Here is a 12,130-nt window from a genome sequence, read left to right on the forward strand (position 1 = left end):
AGATTGATCGCCACCATGACCGATTACCGCGCCGCCTTCGACGCCTCCATCACCTTCGGCAACGGCGGCGACCTCACCGTCCACGGCTTCCGCGTCGACCTGCCGGGTCCCGACGCCACCGAGGACGAGATCGCCGCGCTGTTCGTGGCCTCGCTCGGCCTGCTGATGACCGACGCGGTCGAGCTGAGCGGCGTCGAGATCTTCGCCGAGCCGCACAAGGGCACCCGCGGCGGCCCGTCCGACCGCGCCGCCGCGGCCGCGCCCGGCGCCGGGGGAGCGCTGGCCGAGCTCGACCACCTGCCCCACGAGGGCGGCACGTACCTGGTGGCGCCCGGCGGCGACCTGGCCGCGCTCCCGCTGGCGCGCGTCGCCGACCTGCCCGCCGTGGTGGTGCGCGTGACAGGGGCCGAGGGGCGGACCGTCGGCGTGGGCGCGCTGGCCGCTTTCGACGTACGCGGGAGGGCCGTGCTGCTGCACACCGGCGCGCGCGAGGGCCGGCAGCTCACCGCGGCGGCCGCCGCGTGGCTGGCCGAGCACGGCGTCGCCCTGGTCGGCACCGACGCCGACGCGCTCGACGACGCCGCGCACGAGGGCAGCCCGGCCCTCGACGCGCTGCTGGAGGCGGGTGTGCCGGTCGTGGAGCGGCTGACCGGGCTCGACCGGCTCCCGCCGACCGGCGCCCTGTTCACGGCCGCGCCCGCGCGTCTCGCGGGCGTCGCGCGGGTCCCCGTACGCGCCTTCGCCCGCGTGCCCGAGAGCTGAGCCGGCCGCGCAACCCCTGGTCGGAGTGGGGGCGGAGTGGCGCGTGTGCTCATGCGGCCGGTCACGGAAGTGTCCGGAGGCGACCTCGATGCCGGTTCGGGCCCGTTTTCCTCACCAGGGTTGTCGCCCGGACGCGATAGGGTTCATGCCGTTCCGGCCCAGCGTACGAGGGAGATGAGCGGATGCTTACCGCTGGAGAGGTCGCCGGGCTGATCGCCGCCACGGGATGGATCGTGCTGGTCTGCGTTCTCGCCATGGTGCTCGTCAAGCTCGCCAGGCTGCTCACCGAGACGACCAAGGCGGTCTCCGACCTGAACAACCGCCTGGCGCCGCTGCTCGACGACGTGAGCGTCACGGTCAACGAGACCAACAGGCAACTGGTCGTGGTCGAGGCCATCGCCCAGGACGTCAAGCAGGTCAGCGCCCACGCCGCCAAGCTCAGCGCGGTGACGCAGACCATCTTCACCGGCCCGTTGATCAAGGTGTCGTCGCTCGGCTACGGCGTGCGGCGCGCCATCGAGGCCCGCAGACCGCCCAAGGCGAGGCGGTCCCGGTGATCAGACGGCTGTTCTACCTCTCGCTCGGCGCGTTCCTCGCCTTCTGGGTGATGCGCAGGCTGCAGGCGCTGCACCCGAACCACGTCGTCCGGCGCACGGCCGACGGCGCGGCGGGGATGCTCGCGCGGGTGAGAGACTTTACCTCTGACGCGCTCGGCGAGGCCGCCGAGCGCGAAACCCAGTTGCGGGCGCGCTTCGGGCTCGACAACGCTGAAATCGACAACTGACTACCCAGCAAAGGATGGCCACAATGGAGTCGGCAGAGATAGCCCGCCGCTTCCTGCGCTTCTTCGAGGAGCGTGGGCACAAGGTCGTGCCCTCGGCCAGCCTGATCGCTGAGGACCCGACGCTGCTCCTGGTTCCTGCCGGTATGGTGCCGTTCAAGCCGTACTTCCTGGGGCAGCGCAAGCCTCCGGCGTCACGGCTGGCAACCGCGCAGAAGTGTGTGCGCACCCCCGACATCGAAGAGGTCGGCAAGACCACCCGGCACGCCACCTTCTTCCAGATGCTCGGCAACTTCTCCTTCGGCGACTACTTCAAGTCCGAAGTGATCCCGTTCGCGTGGGAGCTGCTCACCCGCTCCGAGTCCGACGGCGGCTTCGGCTTCCCCGAAGACCGGCTCTGGGCCACCGTCTACCTCGAGGACGACGAGGCCTACGACATCTGGCGCAACAAGGTCGGCGTGCCCGAGAGCCGTATCCAGCGCCGCGGCCTGGAGGACAACTACTGGCACATGGGCGTGCCCGGCCCCGGCGGCCCCTGCTCGGAGATCTACTACGACCGCGGCCCCGAGTACGGCAAGGAGGGCGGCCCCGTCGCCGACGAGGACCGCTACCTCGAGGTCTGGAACCTCGTCTTCATGCAGTACCAGCTCAGCCAGGTCCGCACCAAGGTCGACTTCGACATCTCCGGCGAGCTGCCGGCCAAGAACATCGACACCGGCATGGGCCTTGAGCGCATGGCGACGATCCTGCAGGGCGTCGACAACCTCTACGAGATCGACACCACCTACAAGATCCTCGACAAGGCGGCCGAGCTCACCAAGACCCGCTACGGCCGCGACCACCGCGCCGACGTGAGCCTGCGCGTGATCGCCGACCATGTGCGCACCGGCACGATGCTGGTCGCCGACGGCGTCATGCCCGGCAACGAGGGCCGCGGCTACGTGCTGCGCCGCATCCTGCGCCGTTCGGTGCGCAACCTGCGCCTGCTCGGCTCCGGCGACGAGCGCTACATGCACGATCTGACCGACGTCGCGATCAACGTGATGGGCGAGCAGTACCCCGAGCTCAAGGTCGACGCGCCGCAGATCCACGGGATCATCGACGCGGAGGAGGCGTCCTTCCTGGGGACGCTCCGCACCGGCACCGCGATCTTCGACGTGGCCGTCGAGGAGACCAAGCGCAAGTCGGGCACGACGCTCTCGGGCGACCAGGCGTTCAAGCTGCACGACACCTACGGCTTCCCGATCGACCTGACCCTGGAGATGGCGGCCGAGCAGGGGCTCAAGGTCGACGAAGAGGGCTTCCGCCGCCTCATGAAGGAGCAGCGGCAGAACGCCAAGGCCGACGCGGCGGCGAAGAAGACCGGCAACGCCGACATCTCCGTCTTCGGCCACCTGCTGGAGAAGGCCGGCAAGATCGACTTCCTCGGCTACGACCAGACCGAGGCCGACACCTCGGTCGTCGGCATCCTGGTCGACGGCGTCAGCGTGCCGGCGGCGGGCGCGGGCACGACCGTCGAGATCGTGCTCGGCCGCACCCCGTTCTACGCCGAGGGCGGCGGCCAGCTCGCCGACCAGGGCGTGATCCGCACATCCGGCGCCGAGGTCGAGATCCTCGACGTGCAGTCGCCGCTCAAGGGCCTGATCGTCCACCGCGGCAAGATCCGCAGCGGCGAGCTGAAGGTCGGCGACGAGGCGCAGGCCGAGATCGACCTTGAGCGCCGCCGGGCGATCTCGCGCAGCCACAGCGCCACCCACCTGGTCCACCGCGGCTTCAAGAACGCGCTGGGCGAGACGGCGGCGCAGGCGGGCTCGGAGAACTCCCCGGGCCGCTTCCGCTTCGACTTCACCGCGGCGGGCGCCGTCCCGGCCAGCGTGCTGCGCGACGTCGAGGACGAGGTCAACGCGGTGCTGATCAACGACCTCAAGGTCAACGCGTTCTACACCTCCCAGGCCGAGGCCAGGGCGATGGGCGCGCTGGCGATGTTCGGCGAGAAGTACGGCGACGAGGTCCGCGTGGTCGAGATCGGCGACTACTCGCGCGAGCTGTGCGGCGGCACCCACGTCCACAGCTCCGGGCAGCTCGGCCTGGTCAAGGTGCTGGGCGAGCAGTCGGTCGGCGCGGGCGTGCGCCGCGTCGAGGCGCTGGTCGGCATCGACGCCTTCCGCTTCCTGGCTCGCGAGAGCGTGCTGGTGGCGCAGCTGTCCGAGCAGCTCAAGGCGCGCCGCGAGGAGCTGCCCGAGCGCATCGAGGGCATCGTCACCCGCCTGCGCACCGCCGAGAAGGAGCTGGAGAAGGTGCGCTCGGCCCAGGTGCTCCAGATCGCCGGCGAGCTGGCGTCCCAGGCTCGTGACCTGCACGGAGTCTCCGTGGTGACACACCGCGCGCCTGATGGCACCGGTGCCGACGACCTGCGTAAGCTCGCGCTTGATGTGCGTGGCAGATTCCCGGCCGACCGGCCGGCGGTCGTGGTGATCGCCGGCGCCCCCTCCGACCGGCCCGTGGTGGTCGCCGCGGTCAACGAGGCGGGGCGCGAGCGGGGGCTCAAGGCCGGAAGGCTGGTCGGCGTCGCCGCCAAGGCTCTTGGGGGTGGCGGTGGCGGCAAGGACGATGTCGCGCAGGGCGGCGGTACGCGGCCCGAGGCGATCGGCGACGCGCTCGGCCTGGTCGAACAGGCCATCGGCGAGCAGATCGGATGACATGAGGTTCGGTTCGCGGATCGGCGTCGACGTCGGATCCGTACGTATCGGCGTGGCCCGTAGCGACCCCAGTGGGACGCTGGCCACGCCGGTCGAGACCGTGCGCAGGGGCAAGGGCGACCTCGATCGCATCGCCGAGATCGTCGCCGAGCACGAGGCGATCGAGGTGATCGTGGGGTTGCCCACCTCGCTGTCCGGCCGTGAGGGCCAGGCGGCGGGGCTGGCCCGCGCGTTCGCCGCCGAGCTGGCCGGGCGGCTCGCGCCCACGCCCGTGCGGCTGTTCGACGAACGGCTCACCACGGTCGCGGCCCAGCACGGGCTGCGGGCCAGCGGCGTACGCGCCAAGAAGCAGCGCGGGGTCGTCGACCAGGCGGCCGCCGTCGTGTTGTTGCAGGACGCGATCGACTCCGAACGCGCCACCGAAAGACCACCAGGCAGGCCCGTCGAACCGCCCCCCGCGGCGGCCGACGGACCTGCCTCATGAGCGGGCCGCACCGCGAGGCCCGCGCCGAGGCCATCAGCCGTCCGTTCCGCACGCCGCCCGGCGCGCGCCCGGCCGGCGAGGTGGCCGCGTGACCGGCACGCCTGACGACGACGCCGGCGAGGTGATCCCCTTCCGGCAGGCGGACTCCGACCAGGAGCCCCCGCCCCCCGAGCCGGGACACCCCGAGCCGGGACACCCGGATTCTGGACACCCCGAGCCGGCACACTCCGAGCCCGGACGCCCGGAGACAGGACGCCGCGACCCGGCGGGCGGGGAGCCCGGGGAGCCCGCCGAGGTCATCCCGCTGTCGCCGCGCCGCGGCCGGGCCCTGCGCAGGGCGGGGCTGATCTCCGCCGCGCTGGTGGCGGCGCTGGTGGCGGCGGGGGCGGGCATGCTCATGGTGGTCCGGCCGTACCTGAGTCCCGATGACTTCGAGGGCGCGGGCAGCGGGACGGTCACCGTACGGATCCCGCCGGGCGCGAACGCCGAGCAGATCGGCACCGCGCTGGCCGACGCCGGCGTGGTGGCCAGCTCGCGCTCGTTCGTGAACGCGGCCCAGGAACGCGCCGTGGCCAACCGGCTGCGTCCCGGCCACTACCGGCTGCGCAAGGGCATGGCCGCGGGCGCGGCGCTCGACCTGCTGCTGGCGCCCGCCTCCCGGCTGGTCAGGCGCGTGGTGGTGCCCGAGGGGCTGCGCGCGGGCGAGGTGCTGCGACGTGTCGCCCAGCTGGCCGGGCTGCCGCTGAAGGAGCTCCAGAGCGTCGACAAGAGTCTCATCGGGCTGCCCTCGTACGCGCCCGGGATCGAGGGTTTCCTGTTCCCGGCCACGTACGAGGTCGAGCCCGGCGACAAGCCCGTGGACCTGCTGGCCGCCATGGTGGAACGGTGGGGCGTCGCCGCCCGGCAGGTGCGCCTGGCGGAGGGGGCCGCCCGGCTGGGCCTGAGCCCGCTGGAGGCCGTCACGGTCGCCAGCATCGTCCAGGCCGAGGGCGGCACGGACGCCGATTACCCGAAGATCGCCAGAGTGATCTACAACAGACTCGGCAGCGACAGGCCGCTGGAGCTCGACACCACGGTCCTGTACGCCCAGAACCGCCGGTCACTGAAGGTCACGGAGCGCGACACCAAGGTGAACTCCCCCTACAACACCTACCGCCGTCACGGGCTGCCGCCCGGACCCATCGCCAATCCTGGTGAGAAGGCGCTGCTGGCGGCCCTGCACCCAGCGCAAGGTGATTGGCACTGGTTTGTGACGACCGATCCGGCGCATAGAATCACCAAATTCACCAATAAAGAGAGCGAGTTCGTGAGATACCGGGAAGAGTTGAACAAGAACCTCGGGACGGGCTGATGCGCGGCGGGACCCCTCACATACCCGCGCAAAAGTCCCAACTTGGGTCATGCGCCCTCTTCCCATCCCCTAGCATGGCTACCCAGAGTGATCTCCGCTGGTCGTGGGAGCATGCCCGGCGGATCCCCCCGTTCCGCCCGGTGACCTCAGCCGGTTCGGCACTACCGCTTGACGCCGAACGGGCCGTACCGGGAGATTGGCCAGCGCATCTATGAGCGATCTCGATCTGAACTCCCTGCTCGGCACCGAGGACGACGAGGGTCGATCCCGGCGCCGTTCTCGTGGTTCCGGCAAACGCGGCGGCAACCGCCGGCGGCGCAGACGCCGCAACCGGGGCGGTTTCATCGCGCCGCTGCTCGCCTTCGTCGTGCTGGCGGGCATCATCGGCGGCGGCGGCTACTACGGCTACCTGTGGCTCAGCGACGCCCTCGTGCCCGACGACTACACCGGCCAGGGGACCGGCGAGGTGGTCGTCGAGATCAAGGACGGCCAGACCGCGTCGGAGGTGGCCGAGGAGCTGGTACGCCTGGGCGTGGTGGCCAGCGCCAAGGCGTTCAGCAACGCCGTGGACAACGCCGGCAAGAGCGGCTCGCTGCAGCCCGGCCAGTACAAGATGCGCAAGAAGATGTCGGCGGCCGGCGCGGTGGCGATGCTGATCCCCGGGAACAAGCTGCTGAAGAAGGTGCCGATCAAGGAGGGCCTGCGCCTGTCCGACACCTACGCCACGCTGGCCAAGGAGATGGGCAAGCCGGCCAAGGACTTCGCCGCCGCGGCGAAGAAGGCCGACCTCGACCTGCCGTCCTACGCCAAGGGCAAGCTTGAGGGGTACGCCTTCCCGGCCACCTACGACTTCCCGCCCAACGTCACCCCTGAGCAGGTCCTGGGCGCGATGGTCAAGCGCTTCAACCAGACGGCCGAGGAGGTCGACCTGGTAGGCGGCGCCAAGGAACTCGGGCGCAAGCCCCAGGACATCGTGGTCATCGCCAGCATCGTCCAGGCCGAGGCCGGCCGGTTCGAGGACATGCCCAAGATCGCCCGCGTCATCTACAACCGGCTCGACCGCGACCCGGAGATGAAGCTGGAGATGGACAGCACGGTCATGTACGCCCTCAACAAGTACCGCACCGCCGCCACCATCGCCGAGACGAAGACCAAGAGCCGGTACAACACGTACATGTACCTCGGCCTGCCGCCGGGCCCGATCTCGAACCCGGGCCAGCACGCCATCGAGGCGGCGCTCAACCCGGCCAAGGGCGACTGGCTCTACTTCGTCGCCACCGACCCCAAGAACAGCAACGTCACCAAGTTCGCCACCACCGAGGCCGAACGCCAGGCGCTGCTGGCCGAATACCAGCGCAACGGCGGCTGACCCTCGCGGCGGGCCGCCCGTGCGGCCCGCCCGCCTCCTGGCGTGATAGTTCTTGGGATCCGTGTTTCCGGAAGGAGTGTCGATGCGGGCTGCGGTCATGGGCTCGCCGATCGGGCATTCGCTCTCGCCCCACCTGCACAGGGCCGCCTACGCGGCGATGGGGCTCGACGGGTGGAGCTACGAGGCGTTCGAGTGCGACGAGGCGCGGCTGCCCGGCCTGCTCGCCGAGCTGGTCCCCGTACGCGGCCAGGGCGGCGCCGAGCACGAGGAGGAGCGCGCCTGGGCGGGCCTGTCGCTGACGATGCCGCTCAAGCGGGCCGTGCTGCCGCTCCTCGACACCGTCTCCGACCTGGCCGTCGAGGTGGGCGGGGCCAACACCGTGGTGTTCGGCGAGGGCCTGCGCCACGGGCACAACACCGACGTCCACGGCATCGAACGGGCGCTGGCCGAGGCGGGCGTGCCCGCGCCGCGCTCGGCGACCGTCCTGGGCGGCGGCGCCACCGCAGCCTCCGCGCTCGCGGCGCTGCGCAACCTCGGGCTGCACGCGACCACCCTGCTGGTACGCGACCCGGCAAGGGCCGGGGAGACCGTGGAGGTGGCCGGACGGCTGGGCGTGGCGCTGGCGGTCGAGACGTTCGACAAGCTCGACGCGTACACGGAGGTGGACCTGGTGGTCTCCACGCTGCCCGGAGGGGCCGCCGACGTGTTCGCCGGGCGGCTGGCACGGGTGCCGGCGCTGTTCGACGTGGTCTACGCCCCCTGGCCCACCAGAGCGGCGACGGCGGTCCGCGAGGCGGGCGGCACGGTCGTCGGCGGCTTCGCGATGCTCCTGCACCAGGCCGTGCGCCAGGTCGAACTGATGACCGGCCGCACGGACGTGCCGGTCGAGGCCATGCGCGCGGCGGGGGAGGCCGAGATCGCCAGACGGTCGGCGGCCGGGGCACACTGATCTTCCTGAGGTTGACCCGGGCCCGCGGGATGATTCGAGACGCCTGCGTGGTTGTGGTAATGTAGCTCTCTGATCGGTCCGGCATGCCTTGCTGGACGCGCAAGCGGAGGTCTCCCTCCCACCCGAGTCGCCGAAAGGCAGCCGGGTCCAGGATCACGCCGGACTCTCCGGGGAGCTCGAGGCCACGAAGCCACAGAGCTCAGTGGCCCCGCATGCGCGACGTGCGGGGCTTTTCGCGTCTTCTGCGCGGAAGGCCCCCGCCACGACGAGCACGTAGGGATCGCAAACCTAGGAGGCCCCATCAGCACTGAGCCCCGCATCAACGAGCGTATCCGAGTTCCCGAGGTTCGCCTCGTGGGCCCGAACGGCGAGCAGGTCGGCATCGTCAGCATTCACGACGCGCTGAAGCTCGCCCAGGAGGCCGACCTTGACCTCGTCGAGGTCGCGGCCACGGCTCGACCGCCCGTGTGCAAGCTCATGGACTACGGCAAGTTCAAGTACGAGTCCGCGATGAAGGCGCGCGAGGCGCGCAAGAATCAGGCGCACACGATCATCAAGGAGATCAAGCTCCGGCCGAAGATCGACCCGCACGACTACGAGACCAAGAAGGGTCACGTGGTGCGGTTCCTCAAGGCCGGGGACAAGGTCAAAGTCACGATCATGTTCCGTGGACGCGAGCAGTCCCGGCCGGAGCTCGGCTTCCGGCTGCTGCAGCGGCTCGCGGAGGACGTCCAGGAGCTCGGGTTCGTGGAGTCCCAGCCGAAGCAGGACGGCCGTAACATGATCATGGTGATCGGTCCGCACAAGAAGAAGGCCGAGGCCAAGGCCGAAAAGGCCGCTGCCAAGGCACAGCGTGGCAGCGAGGAGCCTTCCGAGCTGGAAGCGGAGTCTTCCGTGCAGGAAGCGGAGTCTTCCGTAGCGGAGCCTTCCGTACAGGAAGCGTGACCCGCGGCTGGGGTTGGCCTTGCACCACGCGCCCCAGCGGCCACCGGCAGACGAACAAGCCGCGACCGGGCCGGCCAGCACCGGCCCGGCCACCGGCACGACCGAATTGAGGAGAGACGGCGACATGCCGAAGATGAAGACGCACAGCGGTGCGAAGAAGCGGTTCCGGCTCACCGGCACCGGCAAGCTCAAGCGTCGCCGTGCCAGCCGCGCGCACTACAACGAGTGGAAGTCCTCCACGCTGACGCGTCGTCTCAAGGGTGAAGTCGTCGTTTCGCCGGCAGACACCAAGAAGATCAAGAAGCTGCTCGCCAAGTAGCGCGAACCCCCGGGGAGAAGAAACATGGCACGCGTGAAGCGGGCGCTCAACGCCAAGAAGAAGCGCAAGGTCGTCCTCGACAGGGCGAGCGGTTACCGTGGCCAGCGGTCGCGGCTGTACCGCAAGGCCAAGGAGCAGATGCTCCACTCGATGACGTACGCCTACCGGGACCGCAAGGACCGTAAGGGTGCGTTCCGCCGTCTGTGGATCCAGCGGATCAACGCCGCTGCCCGCGCCAACGGCATGACCTACAACCGCCTGATCCAGGGCCTTCGCCTGGCCAACATCGAGGTGGACCGCAAGATCCTCGCCGACCTCGCGGTCAACGACAGCGCCACCTTTGCCGCGCTCGTCGAGGCCGCCAAGAAGGCGCTCCCGGCGAACGTGAACGCTCCGGCCGCCGCGAGCTGAGGCAGCCGCCTTTGACAGAGGGCCCACCGCAACGGTGGGCCCTTTTGCTGTATTCACGCACGATCTGGGGGAGAGCATGGCCGGGTCCGAGCTGACCAACGTGAAGTCGCCGAGGGTGAAGGCCGCACGCCGGCTCGCCAAGCGCGCCTTCAGGGAGCAGGACCGCAGGTTCCTGGCCGAAGGGCCGCAGGCGGTGCGCGAGGCGCTCAAACTCGACGGGGTGACGCTGGAGCTGTTCGTCACGGCCGAGGCCGAACTGCGGCACGCCGAGCTCATCACCCAGGCCAGGCTGCAGGGCGTGCCGGTCCACCGGGCCAGCGGCGAGGTCATGTCGGAGCTGACCCAGACGGTGACCCCGCAGGGGCTGCTGGCGGTGTGCCGGCTCGTGCACGTGCCGCTGGAGGAGGCGCTGACCGGGGAGCCGAAGCTGGTCGCGCTGCTGGCGCACGTACGCGACCCGGGCAACGCCGGCACCGTCATGCGGGCCGCCGACGCCGCCGGGGCGGACGCGGTGGTCTTCACCGACGCCTCCGTCGACCCCTACAACGGCAAGTGCGTACGCGCCAGCGCGGGCAGCCTGTTCCATTTGCCGGTCGTCATCGGTGCACCGGTCGCCGCCGCCGTGCGTCAACTGAAGGAGCGGGGCATGCGCGTGCTGGCGGCAGACGGCGCGGGCAAGCACACGCTCGACGACGTGGATCTTTCCGGACCGACCGTGTGGATCTTCGGGAACGAAGCCTGGGGACTGCCGGAGGAGATACGCGCCGAGGCGGACGATGTGGTCAGAGTGCCCATCTACGGACAGGCTGAAAGTCTCAACCTGGCCACCGCCGCGGCCGTGTGCCTTTACTCCTCCGCCAGGTCCCAGCGAGTGCCCTAGGCGGCTGGAAACCCGCTATTGTCGGCGTTGTAGGCGGAGGAGGCGAGGTCGTGCACGGCGCAGACACCGACGGGCGAGTCGTGGCCGCCGCGTGCACGATCTCCATCGACGACCTCCCCGACGGCCTCATCGTGACCGACCGATATGGGTGCGTGCTGGCCGTCAACCGGGCCGCCGTCCGGCTCACCGGAGTCGCCATGGAGCGCGCGGTCGGCAGGGAGATGAACGAGGTCTTCCCCTTCCGCGACCACGACGGCCGCGAGTGGTGGAAGGGCCTCGACCCCGAGGGCGGGCTGCGTACCAGGACCAGGGTGCCCGAACGCCCGCTCCACCTGCCCGGCGGGCAGGAGCTCTACGTCGCTGCCCGGCTGGCGCGCGAGCCCGAGCGCGGCGGCGAGGTCGAACGCGTGACGATCACCCTGCGCGACGGCGGCGCCCGCGCCCGGCTGGAGCGCAGCCGCGCCGACCTGGTCTCCACCGTGGCCCACGAGCTGCGCTCGCCGCTGACCAGCGTCAAGGGCTTCACCGCCACCCTGCTGGCCAAGTGGACGCGCTTCACCGACGAGCAGAAGCGCGTCATGCTGGAGACCGTCAACAACGACGCCGACCGCGTCACCCGGCTCATCACCGAGCTGCTCGACGTCTCGCGCATCGAGTCCGGGCGGCTGGAGGTGCGCCGCCAGGTCGTCGATCTGCCGGTCAGGGCGCGCCGGCTCGTCGCGGGCCGGGTCGCCGCGGGCGACTCCGAAGACCGCTACCGCCTGATCGTCGGCGACCATCTGCCCGAGATGTGGCTCGACCAGGACAAGATCGACCAGATTCTGGGTAATCTGGTGGAGAACGCGGTGCGCCACGGTCGTGGCACCGTGACGATCGAGATCGAGTCCGTCGGATGGGGAGTGGCCGTGTCGGTGCGCGACGAGGGCGAGGGCATCGAGCCCGAGCTGGCTCCGCGCGTCTTCCGGCAGTTCTGGCGCGGCGGCAACAGCCGCCGGCGCGGCGGCACCGGGCTCGGCCTGTTCATCGTGAAGGGCCTGGTCGAGGCGCACGGCGGCACGATCATCGTGCAGCGCGCGCCCGAGGGCGGTGCGGAGTTCCGATTTACCGTGCCCACCGGCACCCCCGACTTCGCCACGGTCTGAAGCCCCAGCGGCTTGGAGCCTGAGCCCGTCGAAGTCGG

General features: G+C 70.6%; 13 protein-coding genes. All 13 read left to right on the forward strand.

The genetic code is table 11. The annotated features are described in order from the left end of the window. The first annotated feature begins 15 nt into the window (after positions 1-15). The 13 genes from IEZ27_RS39515 (at position 16) to IEZ27_RS39575 (ending at position 12,092) form a co-directional block, all read left to right on the forward strand. Positions 16-762, forward strand: a complete 747-nt coding sequence (locus IEZ27_RS39515; RefSeq protein WP_189651957.1) for a cyclase family protein — start codon at positions 16-18, stop codon at positions 760-762. Between the two features lie 182 nt (positions 763-944). Next, complete coding sequence (locus tag IEZ27_RS39520; RefSeq protein ID WP_125635649.1) at positions 945-1,319, forward strand: DUF948 domain-containing protein; 375 nt, start codon at positions 945-947, stop codon at positions 1,317-1,319. Next, a complete protein-coding gene (locus tag IEZ27_RS39525) occupies positions 1,316-1,546 on the forward strand; it encodes a hypothetical protein (RefSeq protein ID WP_125635651.1) in 231 nt (76 codons plus the stop codon). The genes IEZ27_RS39520 and IEZ27_RS39525 overlap by 4 nt, the downstream gene beginning before the upstream one ends. Before the next feature lie 23 nt (positions 1,547-1,569). Beyond that, entirely contained in the window at positions 1,570-4,242 is a 2,673-nt protein-coding gene (alaS, locus tag IEZ27_RS39530) for an alanine--tRNA ligase (protein ID WP_189651958.1), read from the forward strand. A 1-nt stretch (position 4,243) separates the two neighbouring features. Next, positions 4,244-4,726, forward strand: a complete 483-nt coding sequence (gene ruvX, locus IEZ27_RS39535; RefSeq protein ID WP_125635655.1) for a Holliday junction resolvase RuvX — start codon at positions 4,244-4,246, stop codon at positions 4,724-4,726. A gap of 88 nt (positions 4,727-4,814) precedes the next feature. Continuing rightward, a complete protein-coding gene (mltG, locus tag IEZ27_RS39540) occupies positions 4,815-6,077 on the forward strand; it encodes an endolytic transglycosylase MltG (protein ID WP_229824761.1) in 1,263 nt (420 codons plus the stop codon). Positions 6,078-6,288: 211 nt separating this feature from the next. Further along, positions 6,289-7,446 carry an endolytic transglycosylase MltG gene (mltG, locus tag IEZ27_RS39545; protein ID WP_189651959.1) on the forward strand — a complete coding sequence of 386 codons (1,158 nt, stop codon included), beginning with the start codon at positions 6,289-6,291 and terminating at the stop codon, positions 7,444-7,446. A gap of 82 nt (positions 7,447-7,528) precedes the next feature. Beyond that, complete coding sequence (locus IEZ27_RS39550; protein ID WP_189651960.1) at positions 7,529-8,395, forward strand: shikimate dehydrogenase; 867 nt, start codon at positions 7,529-7,531, stop codon at positions 8,393-8,395. A gap of 354 nt (positions 8,396-8,749) precedes the next feature. Next, entirely contained in the window at positions 8,750-9,340 is a 591-nt protein-coding gene (gene infC, locus IEZ27_RS39555) for a translation initiation factor IF-3 (protein ID WP_229824762.1), read from the forward strand. A 124-nt stretch (positions 9,341-9,464) separates the two neighbouring features. Further along, positions 9,465-9,659, forward strand: a complete 195-nt coding sequence (gene rpmI, locus IEZ27_RS39560; protein ID WP_125635662.1) for a 50S ribosomal protein L35 — start codon at positions 9,465-9,467, stop codon at positions 9,657-9,659. Between the two features lie 24 nt (positions 9,660-9,683). Next, on the forward strand, positions 9,684-10,070 hold the full coding sequence (gene rplT / locus IEZ27_RS39565) for a 50S ribosomal protein L20 (RefSeq protein ID WP_125635664.1): 387 nt from the start codon (positions 9,684-9,686) through the stop codon (positions 10,068-10,070). Positions 10,071-10,146: 76 nt separating this feature from the next. Beyond that, complete coding sequence (locus tag IEZ27_RS39570) at positions 10,147-10,950, forward strand: TrmH family RNA methyltransferase (RefSeq protein WP_189651961.1); 804 nt, start codon at positions 10,147-10,149, stop codon at positions 10,948-10,950. Between the two features lie 50 nt (positions 10,951-11,000). Continuing rightward, entirely contained in the window at positions 11,001-12,092 is a 1,092-nt protein-coding gene (locus IEZ27_RS39575) for a sensor histidine kinase (RefSeq protein WP_189651962.1), read from the forward strand. Positions 12,093-12,130: the final 38 nt, after the last annotated feature.

The organism is Nonomuraea spiralis (genome assembly GCF_014648435.1).
GTDB lineage: Bacteria > Actinomycetota > Actinomycetes > Streptosporangiales > Streptosporangiaceae > Nonomuraea > Nonomuraea spiralis.

What these genes read in the sequence shown, in the direction of transcription:
- IEZ27_RS39515 (WP_189651957.1), top strand. Translation starts at nt 16, where the DNA reads ATGACCGATTACCGCGCCGCCTTCGACGCCTCCATCACCTTCGGCAAC.
- IEZ27_RS39520 (WP_125635649.1), top strand. Translation starts at nt 945, where the DNA reads ATGCTTACCGCTGGAGAGGTCGCCGGGCTGATCGCCGCCACGGGATGG.
- alaS (WP_189651958.1), top strand. Translation starts at nt 1,570, where the DNA reads ATGGAGTCGGCAGAGATAGCCCGCCGCTTCCTGCGCTTCTTCGAGGAG.
- ruvX (WP_125635655.1), top strand. Translation starts at nt 4,244, where the DNA reads ATGAGGTTCGGTTCGCGGATCGGCGTCGACGTCGGATCCGTACGTATC.
- mltG (WP_189651959.1), top strand. Translation starts at nt 6,289, where the DNA reads ATGAGCGATCTCGATCTGAACTCCCTGCTCGGCACCGAGGACGACGAG.
- IEZ27_RS39550 (WP_189651960.1), top strand. Translation starts at nt 7,529, where the DNA reads ATGCGGGCTGCGGTCATGGGCTCGCCGATCGGGCATTCGCTCTCGCCC.
- rpmI (WP_125635662.1), top strand. Translation starts at nt 9,465, where the DNA reads ATGCCGAAGATGAAGACGCACAGCGGTGCGAAGAAGCGGTTCCGGCTC.
- rplT (WP_125635664.1), top strand. Translation starts at nt 9,684, where the DNA reads ATGGCACGCGTGAAGCGGGCGCTCAACGCCAAGAAGAAGCGCAAGGTC.
- IEZ27_RS39570 (WP_189651961.1), top strand. Translation starts at nt 10,147, where the DNA reads ATGGCCGGGTCCGAGCTGACCAACGTGAAGTCGCCGAGGGTGAAGGCC.